General features: G+C 68.4%; 12 protein-coding genes. 1 reads left to right on the forward strand and 11 read right to left on the reverse strand.

Features of this window, described 5'->3' with window-relative positions:
- Positions 1 to 13 precede the first annotated feature (13 nt).
- The 3 genes from ACYVJS_RS13875 to ACYVJS_RS13885 form a co-directional block, all read right to left on the reverse strand.
- Entirely contained in the window at positions 14 to 1120 is a 1107-nt protein-coding gene (locus ACYVJS_RS13875; RefSeq protein WP_234075240.1) for a branched-chain amino acid aminotransferase, read from the reverse strand.
- A 61-nt stretch (positions 1121 to 1181) separates the two neighbouring features.
- Positions 1182 to 2234: a 3-isopropylmalate dehydrogenase gene (locus ACYVJS_RS13880; RefSeq protein WP_460740469.1), complete on the reverse strand. Its 1053-nt coding sequence runs from the start codon at positions 2232 to 2234 to the stop codon at positions 1182 to 1184.
- A gap of 29 nt (positions 2235 to 2263) precedes the next feature.
- Entirely contained in the window at positions 2264 to 3811 is a 1548-nt protein-coding gene (locus ACYVJS_RS13885; RefSeq protein WP_460740470.1) for an MFS transporter, read from the reverse strand.
- A 68-nt stretch (positions 3812 to 3879) separates the two neighbouring features.
- Here ACYVJS_RS13885 and ACYVJS_RS13890 point away from each other — a divergent pair, with 68 nt between their 5' ends.
- On the forward strand, positions 3880 to 4425 hold the full coding sequence (locus ACYVJS_RS13890; protein ID WP_460740471.1) for a TetR/AcrR family transcriptional regulator: 546 nt from the start codon (positions 3880 to 3882) through the stop codon (positions 4423 to 4425).
- A gap of 112 nt (positions 4426 to 4537) precedes the next feature.
- On the opposite strand, the gene serA is transcribed toward ACYVJS_RS13890, so the two are convergent.
- The 8 genes from serA to ilvD all read right to left on the reverse strand — a co-directional run bounded on the left by serA (position 4538) and on the right by ilvD (position 15262).
- The gene (gene serA, locus ACYVJS_RS13895; protein ID WP_460740472.1) at positions 4538 to 6142 is read right to left on the reverse strand and encodes a phosphoglycerate dehydrogenase; all 1605 of its coding nucleotides are present in this window, start codon (positions 6140 to 6142) and stop codon (positions 4538 to 4540) included.
- Positions 6143 to 6298: 156 nt separating this feature from the next.
- Positions 6299 to 6643, reverse strand: a complete 345-nt coding sequence (locus ACYVJS_RS13900) for a bacitracin resistance protein (protein WP_460740473.1) — start codon at positions 6641 to 6643, stop codon at positions 6299 to 6301.
- On the reverse strand, positions 6640 to 7125 hold the full coding sequence (locus tag ACYVJS_RS13905; RefSeq protein ID WP_460740474.1) for a hypothetical protein: 486 nt from the start codon (positions 7123 to 7125) through the stop codon (positions 6640 to 6642). The genes ACYVJS_RS13900 and ACYVJS_RS13905 overlap by 4 nt, the downstream gene beginning before the upstream one ends.
- Positions 7126 to 7202: 77 nt before the next feature.
- A complete protein-coding gene (adhE, locus tag ACYVJS_RS13910; RefSeq protein ID WP_460740475.1) occupies positions 7203 to 9893 on the reverse strand; it encodes a bifunctional acetaldehyde-CoA/alcohol dehydrogenase in 2691 nt (896 codons plus the stop codon).
- 191 nt (positions 9894 to 10084) lie between these two features.
- Entirely contained in the window at positions 10085 to 11110 is a 1026-nt protein-coding gene (gene ilvC, locus ACYVJS_RS13915; protein ID WP_460740476.1) for a ketol-acid reductoisomerase, read from the reverse strand.
- Between the two features lie 88 nt (positions 11111 to 11198).
- Complete coding sequence (gene ilvN, locus ACYVJS_RS13920; protein ID WP_274285555.1) at positions 11199 to 11708, reverse strand: acetolactate synthase small subunit; 510 nt, start codon at positions 11706 to 11708, stop codon at positions 11199 to 11201.
- A 1-nt stretch (position 11709) separates the two neighbouring features.
- Complete coding sequence (locus ACYVJS_RS13925) at positions 11710 to 13512, reverse strand: acetolactate synthase large subunit (RefSeq protein ID WP_460740477.1); 1803 nt, start codon at positions 13510 to 13512, stop codon at positions 11710 to 11712.
- A 43-nt stretch (positions 13513 to 13555) separates the two neighbouring features.
- Positions 13556 to 15262 carry a dihydroxy-acid dehydratase gene (ilvD, locus tag ACYVJS_RS13930; RefSeq protein ID WP_460740478.1) on the reverse strand — a complete coding sequence of 569 codons (1707 nt, stop codon included), beginning with the start codon at positions 15260 to 15262 and terminating at the stop codon, positions 13556 to 13558.
- Between the last annotated feature and the right edge of the window lie 31 nt (positions 15263 to 15293).

Here is a 15293-nt window from a genome sequence, read left to right on the forward strand (position 1 = left end):
CCTCGCTGCGGGATCAGGCGTCGAGTCGGACGAGCCAGTTATGCGTGTCTTCGCGGCGGCCGTACTGGATGTCGGTCAGCTCTTCGCGCAGCGACAGCGCGAGCGAGCCGGTCGGCTGCTCGTCGAAGAAGTTCTTGCCCTTGAGCTGCCCGATCGGCGTCACCACCGCGGCCGTGCCGCACGCGAACACCTCGACGATGTCGCCCGAGGCGACGCCGTCGCGCCACTCGGCGAGCGACACGGCGCGACCCTCGACCTTGTGTCCGCGGTCGATCGCGAGCTGCAGGATCGAGTCGCGCGTGATGCCCTCGAGGATCGAGTCGGACTGCGGGGTCACGAGCGTGCCGTCCTTCTTGACGAACACGATGTTCATGCCGCCGAGCTCTTCGACGTTGCCGTCCTGATCGAGGAACACGACCTGGTCGCACTCGTTCTCGTACGCCTCGGACTGCGGCAGCAGGCTGGCAGCGTAGTTGCCGCCGGTCTTCGCCGCGCCCGTGCCGCCCTTGCCGGCGCGCGAGTAGTCCTCGCTCAGCCAGATCGAGACCGGCTGCACGCCGCCCTTGAAATAGGCGCCCGCGGGGCTCGCGATGAGGTAGTAGGCGACCTTCTGCGCCGGGCGTACGCCCAGGAACGCCTCCTTGGCGAACATGAACGGCCGCAGGTACAGGCTCTGGTCTGCGCCCGAGGGCACCCAGGCCGCATCCACCTTGATCAGCTCGCGGAGCGACTGCACGAAGTACGACACCGGCAGCTCCGGCAGCGCGAGCCGGCGCGCCGAACGCTGCAGTCGCCGGCCGTTCTGGTCGGGACGGAAGGTGTGGATCGAGCCGTCGGCGTGGCGGTAGGCCTTGATGCCCTCGAAGATCTCCTGGCCGTAGTGCAGGACGGCCGCTGCGGGATCCAGCGAGATCGGGCCGTAGGGCTGCACACGCGGACGGTGCCACCCGCCGCGCATCGACCAGCAGATGTCGACCATGTGGTCGGTGAAGGCGGTGCCGAAGCCGGGGTTCTCGAGGATCTGCTCGCGCTCCGCGGCGCCGCGGGCGGCGAGGTTGCGGGTGACGGCGAACTCGAGCGGTGCGAGGCCCTGGTCGGGATCGGTGTCGAGGAGTGTCATGAGGATCTCGCTTCATCTGCGCCTGGCGGCGCGGTCACGGGCGACGGCTGCGGGCTCCAGGTTACGCCTGGAGCCGCGCGATGATCGCGTCGCCGATCTGTGCTGTGGTGCGGACCGAATCGGACCTCTCGGCGATGTCGGCCTCGACCGCGCGGGTGAGGCGGTCGGCGTCATCGCGCAGTCCCAGATGATTCAGCAGGAGAGCGACCGAGAGGATCGCGGCCGTGGGGTCGGCCTTCTGCTGGCCCGCGATGTCGGGAGCCGAACCGTGAACGGGCTCGAACATCGACGGGAAGTCGCCGTCGGGATTGATGTTCCCGGATGCGGCGAGGCCGATGCCACCGGTCACGGCACCTGCCAGGTCGGTCAGGATGTCACCGAAGAGGTTGTCGGTGACGATCACGTCGAAGCGGCTGGGGTTCGTGACCAGGAAGATCGTGGCCGCATCGACGTGCAGATAGTCTACGGCGACCTCGGGGTGCTCCGTGGCCACCTCGTCGACGATCCGCTTCCAGATGCCCCCGGCGTGCACGAGCACGTTCGTCTTGTGCACGAGAGTGAGCTTCTTGCGGCGACGCTCCGCCTCGGCGAACGCGAAACGCACGACACGCTCCACGCCGAACGCCGTGTTCACCGAGGTCTCGTTGGCCACCTCGTGCGGAGTGCCCACGCGGATCGCGCCCCCGTTGCCGACGTACGGCCCCTCGGTCCCTTCGCGCACCACGACGAAGTCGATGTCGCCCGGGTCGGCGAGCGGTCCGCTCGCGCCGGGGTAGAGCTTCGACGGACGCAGGTTCACGTAGTGATCGAGCTCGAAGCGCAGCTTGAGCAGCAGGCCGCGCTCGATGTTCGCGTTCTTCAGGCGCGGATCCCCGGGCACTCCCCCGACGGCGCCGAGCAGGATCGCGTCGTGCGAGGCGATGGCCGCCAGGTCGTCGTCGGTGAGCGTGTCACCCGTCTCGAGATACCGCGCGGCACCGAGCGAGAACCAGGTGCGCTCGAACGTCACGTCGGTACCGGCTACCACCGCGTCGAGCACCTTGTCGGCCTCTGCGACGACTTCGGGACCGATTCCGTCACCGGGGATGACGGCGAGCTTCACGACGCGCGACATGGCACTCCTGTCTCAGGATGCCGCGGGCATCACCGCCGCGGCGAGTTACGGGACGATCCCAGCGTAGTGGCGGCGATCACCGCTGCCACGACGACCAGGCCCGCGCCGATGAGCGAGGTGACGCCGACACCGGCATCGAAGGCGTGCGCGGCCGCATCCCGGAGCGCGGCCCCGGTCTCGGGGGCGAGTCCGTTCGCGGCGCTCACCGCGCCCGCCAGCGTCTCGCGCGCCGCATCCGCCACGTCCGCGGGGACGCCCTGCGGCACGACGAGGTTCGCGCGATACAGCGCGGTGAGCAGGCCCCCGAGCAGCGAGGTGCCCAGCACCGCACCGACCTCGTAGGCCGTCTCGGAGACAGCGCTGGCGGCTCCCGCCTTCGCCGGCGGGGCGCTGGCGAGCACGAGTTCGTTCGAGACGGTCTCGGCCGCGCCGATCCCGATGCCGAGCACCATGAAGGCAACCACGAGGAGCGCCACCGAGCCCGGATCCGTGGACAGCGCGACCATCACGTATCCCGCGAACGAGAACACCAGCGCCACGGGGATGACAACACGGGGCGAGACGCGCTTGGCGACGGGCACGATCGCGAGTCCCGCGACGATCATGAGCACCAGACCGGGCACGAGCGCCAGGCCCGCGGTCATGGGTGAGAGACCGACGATGAGCTGCAGGTGCTGCGAGACGAAGTAGATGAAGCCGACCAGCGCGAGCACGCTCAGCAGGTTCACGAGCAGCGCACCGCTGAACGCGCCGCGAGCGAAGAGGCGGACGTCCAGCATCGGCGTCTCGGAGCGACGCTGGCGCCGCACGAACAGCACACCGAACCCGACGCCGGCCACGAGCAGGGCGGCGACGAGCGGGCTCGGGCCGTGTGCGGCGGCCTCCTTGATCGCATAGACGATCGGCACCATGGTCGCCATGGAGAGCACGATGCTCACCGGGTCCACGCGACCGGGGTGCGGGTCGCGACTCTCCGGCACGAGGATCGGTGCGAGCACCAGCAACGGGATGAGCACCGGCACGGCCATCAGGAACACGGATCCCCAGGCGAAGTGCTCGAGGAGGAACCCGCCCACGACGGGACCGAGCGCCGCACCCGCCGAGAACATGGCCGCCCAGACGGCGATCGCGAGCCGGCGCTGGTTGCGGTCGGTGAAGATGCTGCGAAGCAGCGACAGCGTCGAGGGCATGAGCATCGCACCGAACACGCCCATGACGGCGCGGGCGGCGATGAGCAGTTCGGCGCTGGGGGCGAACGCCCCGAGCGCGGAGACGGCGGCAAAGCCCGTGGCGCCGATGAGGAGCATCCGACGGCGTCCGAAGCGGTCGCCGAGCGTACCCATCGTCACCAAAGAGCCCGCCAGCACGAGCGGATACACGTCGATGATCCAGAGCTGCTGCGTGCTGGTGGGCTGCAGCTGCAGGGCGATCTCCGGCAGCGCGAAGCTCAGCACGGTGTTATCGACCGCGACCAGAAGCACGGGGAGCATGAGGACGACGAGCGCCGCCCAACCGCGCCATCCGACGCGGCGTCCCTCGGCGTCGGCGATGGCGATGTCTTGAGTGAGTGTGTTCATGTGTTTCTATACCGTCCGGCTGGTATAGTAACAGAGATGGAGCGCTCGTCGTCAGTACCATCGAGACCATGAGTCGACCCCCGCGCGCCCGCGAGCTGGTGCTCGACGCCTTCGAGAGGCTTCTCGTCGCCGAGGGCGAACGTGCGGCGACGATGGATGCGACAGCCCGGGCTGCCGGCGTCTCGAAGGGCGGTCTGCTGTACCACTTCGGTTCGAAGGACGCCTTGGAGGTGGGTCTGCTCGAACGTCTCCATGTCCTCGTGGAGGAGGACCTGGACCGGATGTCGGCGTCGGCGGAAGGCCCCGTCGCCTACTTCGTGCGCACGTCAGCGATGAGCGACGACGCGCTGGATCGGGCGCTCGTCGCCGTCTCGCGGCTCGCCCAGGGCGGGCATGCTGCCGCGGGCGCGGCGCTGCGCACGATCCGCGACCGCTGGGCCGATGCGCTGCGGTCGCACGTGGCGAGCGAGGCGGCCCTGGACCTCGTGATGCTCGTGAGCGACGGACTCTACTTCAACAACGCGCTCGAGGGTGACGGCGTCGCCGGCCCCACGCCGACGGGCGCGGCGATGGACGCCCTGGTCGAGATCGTCACGCGCGCCGCGCGCGGCTGACCCGCCGCGCCGTTTCGACCCGGCGCTGCGCGCCTCGCTCAACGACCGGGATCGGCAACGACACACCGGTCGTTGAGCGAGCGCAGCGAGACGAAACGCCCGGCGCCGCAGGTCAGGACTCGGTGATCTCGATCTGACGGAACAGGTCGGCCTGGATGGCCGATCCCACTTCGGCGAGCAGTTCGTCGGGCACCGGCGAGTCGACCGTCAGCACCGAGAGGGCCTGTCCCCCGGCGGCACGGCGGGCGATCTGCATCCCGGCGATGTTGATGCCGGCCTCGCCGAACCGCTGACCGTAGACGGCCACGATTCCGGGACGGTCGGTGTACTGCATCACGATGTGGTGCTGCTCGATCGGAAGCTCGAGGGCGTGACCGTTGATGGCCACGAGCTTCTCGATCTGCTTCGTGCCGGTGAGCGTGCCCGACACCGAGAGCTGTGAGCCGTCGGACAGAGCGCCCGCGACCGTGATGACGTTGCGGTACTCCTCGCTCACGCCGTCGACGATCAGCCGCACCTCGATCCCACGCTGCTCGGCCAGCAGCGGAGCATTCACGTACGACACTGATTCGCTGACGATGTTCGTGAACACGCCCTTGAGGGCTGCGAGCTTCAGCACGCTGACGTCGTAGTCCTTGAGCTCGCCGTGCACCTCGACGTCGATGCTCGTGACGGGCGAGACAGCCAGGGCGGAGAAGATCTGGCCGAGCTTCTCGACGAGCGCGATGCCGGGACGCACGTAGGGGTCGATGACGCCGCCGGCGACATTGACCGCATCCGGGACGAGCTCGCCCGACAGCGCCAGGCGCACGGACTTCGCGACCGAGACGCCGGCCTTCTCCTGAGCCTCGTCGGTCGATGCCCCGAGGTGCGGGGTGACGACCACGTTCGGCAGCGACAGCAGGCGGGCGGCGTCGCTGTCAGCGGCGGGCGGCTCGCTCGAGAACACGTCGAGACCCGCGCCGGCGATCTCACCCGAGGTCAGGGCATCGGCGAGTGCCGCCTCGTCGATCAGCCCGCCGCGGGCGACGTTCACCACGAAGGAGGTCGGCTTCATGCGGCGCAACTGTTCGGTGCTGATCATGCCGGTGGTCTCGGGCGTCTTCGGCATGTGGATGGTGATGAAATCGCTCTGCTCGAGCAGTTCGTCGAGAGTGAGCAGTTCGACACCCAACTGCTGGGCTCGCGCACTCGTGACGTAGGGGTCGTAGGCGACGACGCGCATGTCGAAGGCCTGCAGGCGCGCGGCGATCAGCGCGCCGATGCGACCGAGACCGATGATGCCGACCGTCTTCTCGAACAGCTCGGTGCCGGTGAACGAGCTGCGCTTCCATGCGCCGGATGAGAGCGACGCGTGCGCGGCCGGGATGCGACGCGCGAGGCTCAGGATGTGGCCGACCGTCAGCTCCGCCGCGGAGATGATGTTCGAGGTCGGCGCGTTGACGACCATCACGCCGGCGGTCGTCGCGGCCTTGATGTCGACGTTGTCGAGTCCGACGCCGGCGCGGGCGATGACCTTCAGCACGGGCGCGGCGGCGATGGCTTCCGCATCCATGCGCGTCGCCGAGCGCACGAGCACGGCATGCGCGTCCGCGAGTGCGGGGAGCAGCGCTGCGCGGTCCGCTCCGTCGACGTGGCGCACGTCGAAGTCGGGCCCGAGGGCGTCGATCGTGGCGGGAGAGAGCTCTTCAGCGATGAGGACGACGGGCTTGGTCACAGCGGATGTCCTTTGACACGTGCGGGACCGCGTGCAGAGCACGACGGCGCGAGGCGGGTGGAAGCGCGTCGCGGGCGGGCCGGCCGCGCACTTGTCAGCCTACTGCCCCGACCCCGATGCCCCCGACCGTGTGACGGGACGTTGGGCCTTCGGATCTCAGGCGTTGTAGAGCGACGAAGTGACCGACGCGTAGGCGAAGATGTCGAGCCAGAAGACGGCGACCAGACACAGGCCGAGCAGGAGCAGGAGCGCGAACGGTCCCGCCTTGCGGCGCCAGCCGAGCGCGAAGCAGCCCGCGAACACGAGGATCGGGAACAGCACGGGCAGCAGCAGCACGAACCAGCCGTACCCGGTCAGGCCCGCGTCTCCGCCGGCCTGCTGCAGCAGGAATCCGAGCGCCGTCCAGAGTGCGAACGCGAAGAAGAGGGCGGCGAAGCCGGCGATCGTGACGATGAGCCACACCGGCATCGCGACCCGTCGCGCAACCGTCGTGGCGCTCATACTCCCACTCCCGTCATGAGGAACGGCCAGGGCAGCAGCACCACGGCACCGACGACCAGCGCGAGGATCCGCAGCCAGATCGGCCGGGAGCGCGTCAGCACGAGCGCGGTGGCGAACCAGACGGCAGGAGCGGCGATCGCCAGGATCCAGGCCGCGATGTGCGCCGCGGGGTTGATGAACAGCTGCGCGACGAACTGCAGGCGCGATCCGCCGATGAACCATCCGACGGCGAGTAGCAGATAGATCCCGCCGAACACGCCGAGCGTCACGAGCGCCACGTTGCTCATCGCCGCGGGCTCGGCGTCGCCGTCGTCGGAGACGGATGCGGGAGCCGCCTTCGTCTCGACCTCGAGACGCTTCACGCCGGTCGTGTCAGGCTCCACCTCCGGGGCCGATCCGGCCCTGCGAGGCGCTACCTGCGGGGCGAGCGTCGGGTCGTCGTCACCGTCCCAGCTGAGAGCGTCGTCGTCGCGCGAAACCATGCCTCGACCCTACCTCGTGGCACGGCGAAGGCCCCGGGATCACGAGGATCCCGGGGCCCGGACGCCCAGAAGGGGATTCAGGCGTCCTGCGTCGGACGGGCGGGCTCAGTCGCCGCATCCGCCGCAGCTTCGGCGTGCGCGCGAGCGGCGCGCACTTCGTCGAACGAGGTGCCGTAGTAGGCGGCCTCCATGAGGGTGCGCATGTCCGCGAGCAGCGGCAGACGCGGGTTGGCCGGAGCGCACTGGTCGCCGTAGGCGGCCATGGCGAGCTCGTCGAGGCGTCCGATGAAGTCGCCCTCGGCGACGCCCTGCGCCTGGAACGAGCGCTCGATGCCGACCGCGTCGCGCAGCTTCTCGACCGCGCGGGCGTAGCTCTCGACGCCCTGCTCCGGGGTGTCCGCCTTCAGCCCCAGGTGCTTGGCGATCTCCTGGTAGCGCTCCGGTGCGATGTAGCGCTCGTACTTGGGCCAGCTCGTGACCTTGCTGGGCACCCGTCCGTTGTAGCGGATCGCGTGCGGCAGGTAGATCGCGTTGGTGCGGCCGTGCACGAGGTGGAACTTCGAACCGGTCACGTGCGCCATGGCGTGCACGATCCCGAGGAACGCGTTGCCGAACGCCATGCCGGCGATGGATGCGGCGTTGTGCATCTTCTCGCGGGCCTGCAGATCGGCGGCGTCCTTCGAGTTCATGGGTGCCTGCGTGGAGCGCACGATGTTCTCGAAGATGAGCTTGATCGCGTGGAGCGCGAGCCCGTCCGTGTAGTCGTTCGCGTAGACCGACACGTACGCCTCGGTCGCGTGGGTGAGGGCGTCGAAGCCCGCATCCGCCACGAGGAAGGCCGGCAGCGCCGCGGTCAGCGTCGGATCGATGATGGCGACCGACGGGGTGAGCGCGTAGTCCGCGAGCGGGTACTTCATGCCCGTGGTCTCGTCGGTGATCACCGCGAAGGGGGTCATCTCGCTGCCGGTTCCCGACGTGGTCGGCACGCAGACGAGCTGGGCCTTGGCGCCGAGGTCGGGGAACTTGAACGCCCGCTTGCGGATATCGAAGAACTTCTCGCGCATGTCGGAGAACTGCACGTCCGGGTTCTCGTAGAGCAGCCACATGACCTTCGCCGCGTCCATCGGCGAGCCGCCGCCGAGTGCGATGATCGTGTCGGGCTGGAACTCGCGCATCTGCGCGGCACCGGCCTGCACGCTCGCCACGGTCGGTTCGGGCAGCACGCCGTCGAGGATCTGCAGGTGCACGGGCCTGCTGCGGCGGTGCAGGATGTCCACGACCCGGTCGACGAAGCCCATCTTGGTCATCGTGGCGTCGGTGACGATGGTGACGCGGTCGACGTTCTTCATGTCGATCAGGTACCGCAGCGCATTCGGCTCGAAGTACGTCTTCGCGGGGATCTTGAACCACTGGAGGTTGTTGTTGCGCCGACCGACGCGCTTGATGTTCAACAGATTCACCGCCGAGACGTTGTTCGAGACCGAGTTGTGACCGTAGGAGCCGCAGCCGAGGGTCAGCGACGGCATGAACGCGTTGTAGATGTCGCCGATGCCGCCGAGGGCCGACGGGGCGTTCTCGATGATGCGCACGGCCTTCACGCGATCGGCGAAGTCGGCGATCACCGCGGGGTCGTTGCTGTGGATCGCGCCGGAGTGGCCGAGGCCGTCGAAGGCGACCATCTGCTCTGCGAGGTCGATGCCCTCCTGCGGGTTGCGGGCGTGGAGCACGGCGAGCACGGGCGCGAGCTTCTCGCGCGTCAGGGGCTCGTGCGGTCCGACACCGGAGACCTCGGCGAGGATGATCGACGTGTCCGCGGGCACCTCGAATCCGGCCTGCTGAGCGATCCACGCGGGCGACTGTCCGACGACGGAGGCGTTGAGCTTCGCGTCGGCGCAGTTGGCGCTGTCGGCGGCCACACCGAAGATGAACTCCTCCAGCAGTCGCTTTTCGTCCGGCGTCGCCATGTAGGCGTGCAGGCGAGCGAACTCGGCGAGGGCTTCCTTGGCGATCGGAGCGTCGAGGATGACGGCCTGCTCCGAGGCGCAGACCATGCCGTTGTCGAACGACTTCGAGATCACGATGTCGTTGACCGCACGACCGACCTTCGCGGTGCGCTCGATGAAGGCGGGCACGTTGCCGGCGCCGACGCCGAGGGCGGGCTTGCCGCAGGAGTACGCCGCGCGCACCATGGCGTTGCCGCCGGTGGCGAGGATGAGCGCGACGCCGGGGTGGTTCATGAGCTCACCCGAGGCCTCCATCGACGGCTCCTCGATCCACTGGATGCAGTCGGCGGGCGCGCCCGCGGCGATGGCAGCATCGCGCACGACCGTCGCAGCGGCCACGGACGAGCGCTGAGCAGACGGGTGGAACCCGAACACGATCGGGTTGCGCGTCTTGAGTGCAATGAGCGACTTGAAGATCGTCGTGGACGTCGGGTTCGTCACCGGCGTCAGGGCGCACACGACGCCGACCGGGTCCGCGATCTCGGTGATACCGGTGAGCTCGTCGGTGGAGATCACACCGACCGTGCGCTGGTTGATGATCGAGTTCGTGACGTGTTCGCACGCGAACATGTTCTTCACGGCCTTGTCCTCGAACGTGCCGCGCCGCGTCTCTTCGACGGCGAGCACCGCGAGGTCGGCGTGGTGGCTGAGCGCAGCGACCGACGCCTTGCGGACGATCTGGTCGATCTGCTCCTGGGTGAAGGATGCGTACGCGGCCAGAGCTTCTTGGGCCCGGTCGACGAGGGCATCGATGACGACAGACATCGGAACACTCCCACTCTGCGCGGTCATTCGCCGCGCGTCATGGGACCAGATTATGAATTGGTCAGACCACTACCCAGGGCCGAAGGTCCCACGGAAAAGACCCGGCCACCGCATCCTGTGTTCGGGATGCGATGGCCGGGCCAGGGCCGCCGCGTGGTGCACGGCGAGGTGTTCAGGCGCTCAGGCGCGGATCAACGAGCGGCAGAGCCTTCGGTGTAGTCCGAGTCCTGCTGCTGCCACGAGAAGAGCGAGCGAAGCTTCTTGCCGGTCGCCTCAATCGGGTGACCCTGCTCCTTCTCGCGCAGCGCGAGGAACTCGGGAGCCCCCGCATCCTGGTCGTCGATGAAGCGCTTGGCGAACGCGCCGGACTGGATGTCGGCCAGAACGGCCTGCATGTGCTCCTTGACCGACGGGTCGATGACGCGCGGGCCCGAGACGTAGTCGCCGTACTCGGCCGTGTCGGAGATCGACCAGCGCTGCTTGGCGATGCCGCCCTCCCACATCAGGTCAACGATGAGCTTCAGCTCGTGGAGCACCTCGAAGTAGGCGATCTCGGGCTGGTAGCCGGCCTCGGTCAGCGTCTCGAAGCCGTACTGCACAAGGTGGCTCATGCCACCGCAGAGGACGGCCTGCTCGCCGAACAGGTCGGTCTCGGTCTCCTCGGTGAAGGTCGTCTTGATGACACCGGCGCGCGTGCCGCCGATGGCCTTGGCGTACGAGAGCGCCGTCGCCCACGCGGTGCCGGTCTCGTCGCGCTCGACGGCGATGATGTCCGGGATGCCGCGGCCCGCAACGAACTCGCGACGCACGGTGTGGCCCGGCGCCTTCGGGGCGACGAGGATCACGTCGACGCCCTCGGGCGTCTCGATGTAGCCGAAGCGGATGTTGAAGCCGTGCGCGAAGGCGAGGGTCTTGCCCGCGGTCAGCTTGTCCTTGATGCTGTCGGCGTAGATGGAGCGCTGGTGCTGGTCGGGCGCGAGGATCATGATCAGATCCGCCCACTCGGCGGCGTCGGCGACCGACTTGACCTCGAAGCCGTCCTCCTGCGCCTTGGTGGCGGACTTGGAGCCGTCCTTGAGCGCGATGACGACCTCGACGCCGGAGTCGCGCAGGTTCTGCGCATGGGCGTGACCCTGCGAGCCGTAGCCCACGATCGCGACCTTCTTGCTCTGGATGATCGAGAGGTCGGCGTCGGCGTCGTAGAAGATCTCAGCCATGGTGTGTGTTTTCTCCTTCGTGTGTCGGTCGTTGCGTTTCGACTCGCTGCGCTCGCTCAACGACCGGTGAACGGCTTGCGAAAAGGGGTTATCCGCGCAGGACGCGCTCGGTGATGCTCTTGCCGCCGCGACCGATCGCGAGCAGCCCGGACTGCGCCATCTCCTTGACGCCGAAAGGCTCGAGAGCGCGCAGGAACGCGTCCACCTTGCCCTTGTCGCCGGTGATCTCGACCACGAGCGCGTCCGGCGCGTAGTCGACGACGGAACCGCGGAACAGGTTCACGACCTCGAGCACGTTGGAGCGGCTCGCGTTGTCGGCGCGCACCTTCACCAGCACATGCTGGCGCTGAACGGAGGCGGCCGCATCCAGCTCGACGATCTTGATGACGTTGATCAGCTTGTTCAGCTGCTTGGTCACCTGCTCGAGCGGGAGTTGGTCGACGTCCACGACCACCGTGATGCGCGAGAGGCCTGGCACCTCGGTCACGCCCACGGCGAGCGACTCGATGTTGAAGCCGCGGCGCGCGAAGAGGCCCGCCACGCGGGTGAGCAGACCCGGCTTGTCCTCGACGAGGAGGCTCAGCACGTGTGAAGTCATGTCAGTCCTCCTTGTCGAACTCGGGCGCGTGGTCGCGGGCGTACTGCACGAAGCTGTTGCTCACTCCCTGCGGGACCATCGGCCACACCATCGCATCTGCCGACACGACGAAGTCGATCACGACGGGGCGGTCGTTCGTCTCGAGGGCGAGCGTGATGGCGGCGTCGATCTCGTCCTCGCGCTCCACGCGGATCGCCAGGCAGCCGTACGCTTCGGCGAGCTTCACGAAGTCCGGGATGCGGGCGGTGCCGTGTCCCGTGTTGAGGTCGGTGTTCGAGTGGCGGCCGTCGAAGAACAGCGTCTGCCACTGGCGCACCATGCCCAGCGACGAGTTGTTGATGATCGCGACCTTGATCGGGATCTCGTTGATCACGCAGGTTGCGAGCTCCTGATTGGTCATCTGGAAGCAGCCGTCGCCGTCGATCGCCCAGACGACGCGGTCGGGCTCGGCGACCTTCGCACCCATCGCGGCGGGAACGCCGTAACCCATGGTTCCGGCGCCGCCGGAGTTGAGCCACGAGTTGGGTCGCTCGTACTTGATGAACTGGGCGGCCCACATCTGGTGCTGGCCGACACCGGCGGCGTAGATCGCCTCCGGTCCGCTCAGCTCGCCGATACGGGAGATGACCTGCTGCGGCGAGAGCAGACCGTCGGTCGTGGGTGCGTAGCCCAGGGGGAACTCGTCGCGGAGGCCGTCGAGATAGCTCCACCACTCGGTGATGTCGGGCTGCTGGTCGCCGATGGTCTGGCGGAAGGCGCCGTCGAGGTCGACGAGCACCTCCTTCAGATCGCCCACGATCGGCACATCGGCGAAGCGGATCTTCGAGATCTCCGCGGGATCGATGTCGACGTGCACGACCTTCGCACCCGGGGCGAACAGCGACGCCTTGCCCGTGACGCGATCGTCGAAGCGGGCGCCGAGCGCCACGATGAGGTCGGCCTCCTGCAGTGCCAGCACCGCGGGGACCGTGCCGTGCATACCGGGCATGCCGAGGTTCTGCGGGTGCGAATCCGGGAACGCGCCTCGCGCCATGAGCGTCGTCACGACCGGTGCGCCCGTCGCCTCGGCCAGCACACGCAGCTCCTTGGAGGAGTGCGAGCGGATCACACCGCCGCCGACGTACAGCACGGGCTTGCGGGCCTCGGACAGCAGCTGCGCCGCCGCCTGGATCTGCTTGCCGTGGGCCTTCGTCACCGGACGATAACCGGGCAGTTCGATCTTGGGCGGCCAGATGAAGGGCGCGGTGGCCTGCTGGGCGTCCTTCGTGATGTCCACGAGCACCGGGCCGGGACGCCCCGTGCCGGCGATCTCGAACGCCGCGGCGATCGCACCGGGGATCTCCTCGGCCGTCTTCACCAGGAACGAGTGCTTCGTGATCGGCATCGTGATGCCCACGATGTCGGCCTCCTGGAAGGCGTCCGTGCCCATCAGCGTCGAGAAGACCTGACCGGTGATGCACACGAGCGGCACGGAGTCCATGTAGGCGTCGGCGATCGCGGTGACGAGGTTCGTCGCGCCCGGGCCCGACGTCGCGATGGCGACGCCGGTGCGACCGGATGCGGCGGCGTATCCCTCGGCCGCGTGGCCGGCACCCTGCTCGTGGCGCACGAGGATGTGACGCACGGCCTCATCGTCCATGAGCGGGTCGTAGACGGGCATGATGGCGCCGCCCGGCAGCCCGAACACGTCGGTGACACCGACGAGCTCGAGCGAGCGGACGACGGCCTCCGCTCCCGTGATCACGGGTGCGGACTGCGCACGGGCGGGCGGCCGTGGAATGGCCGCAGAGATGTCTGAGGACATGGGAACTACCTCGGGTGGGGATGACGGGATGTCGGAGGCGAAGTCACCCGGTGACGGCGCCTTCGGCGGCCGAACGCACGAGCTTCGAGTACTTGGCCAGGACGCCACGGGTATAGCGCGGGGGAAGCGGCTCCCAGCCAGAACGGCGGGAGCTCAGCTCGGCCTCATCGACGAGTAGGTCGAGAGAGCGAGCCGCGATATCGACCCGTATCAGATCACCATCGCGCACGAAAGCGATAGGACCTGCGTCCACCGCCTCCGGTGCTACGTGGCCGATGCACAGGCCGGTTGTGCCGCCCGAGAATCGTCCGTCCGTCAAGAGTAGTACATCTTTTCCGAGGCCGGCGCCCTTGATGGCGGCGGTCACCGCGAGCATCTCGCGCATGCCCGGGCCGCCCTTCGGGCCCTCGTACCGGATGACGACGACGTCGCCGGCGTGGATCTCCCCCGCCTCCAGCGCGTCCATCGCGGCGCGCTCGCGCTCGAACACGCGGGCGGGTCCTTCGAACACCGCCGCATCGAAGCCGGCCGTCTTCACGACGGCACCTTCGGGAGCCAGCGAACCGTGCAGGATGCTGATGCCGCCGGTGGCGTGGATCGGGTTGTCGAACGTGTGGATCACCGTGCCGTCGATGGGGTCCGGGTCGAGCTCTCGCAGGTTCTCGGCCAGCGTCTTGCCGGTGACGGTGAGCGCGTCGCCGTGCAGCAGTCCCTCATCCAGCATCGCCTTCATGATGACCGGGATGCCGCCGTGGCGGTCGACGTCGTTCATGACGTACTGACCGAACGGCTTCATGTCGGCGACGTGCGGAACCTTGTCGCCGATGCGGTTGAAGTCGTGGAGCGAGAGCTCGACGTCGGCCTCGCGCGCGATGGCGAGTAGGTGCAGCACGACGTTGGTCGAGCCGCCGAGCGCCATGGCGAGGGCGATCGCGTTCTCGAACGCCTCCTTGGTGAGGATGTCGCGCGTCGTGATGCCCAGCTTGAGCAGGTTCACGACGGCCTCGCCCGAGCGGTGCGCGAAGTAGTCGCGGCGGCGGTCGGCGGAGGGCGGCGCGGCGCTGCCCGGGAGGCTGAGACCGAGCGCCTCGGCGACGGAGGCCATCGTGTTGGCGGTGTACATGCCGCCGCACGCTCCCTCGCCCGGTGCGATCGCGCACTCGATGCGCTTGAGGTCTGCCTCGCTCATCTTGCCGGCGAGGCACGCTCCGACGGCCTCGAACGAGTCGATGATGGTGACGTCCTTCTCGGTGCCGTCGCTGAGCTTGACCCAGCCCGGAGCGATCGAACCCGCGTAGAGGAAGACGCTCGACAGATCGAGGCGAGCCGAGGCCATGAGCATGCCGGGGATGGACTTGTCGCAGCCCGCCAGCAGCACGCTGCCGTCCAGGCGCTCGGCCATCATGACCGTCTCGACCGAGTCGGCGATGACCTCGCGGCTGACCAGTGAGAAGTGCATGCCCTCGTGGCCCATCGAGATGCCGTCGGAGACGGAGATCGTGCCGAACTGCAACGGGTAACCGCCGCCGGCGTGCACGCCCTCCTTCGCACCCTGCGCGAGCCGGTCGAGGCTGAGGTTGCAGGGAGTGATCTCGTTCCAGCTGGAGGCGATGCCGATCTGGGGCTTGTCCCAGTCCTCGTCTCCCATGCCGACGGCACGCAGCATGCCTCGGGAGGTGGTGGCTTCAATGCCGTCCGTCACAGCTCGGCTGCGCGGCTTGATGTCGATCGCTTCGTCGGGGTGGCTCACCCGTGCAGTCTATTGCGGCCCGGCGCCTGTC

It is taken from the genome of Microbacterium neimengense (assembly GCF_054782995.1).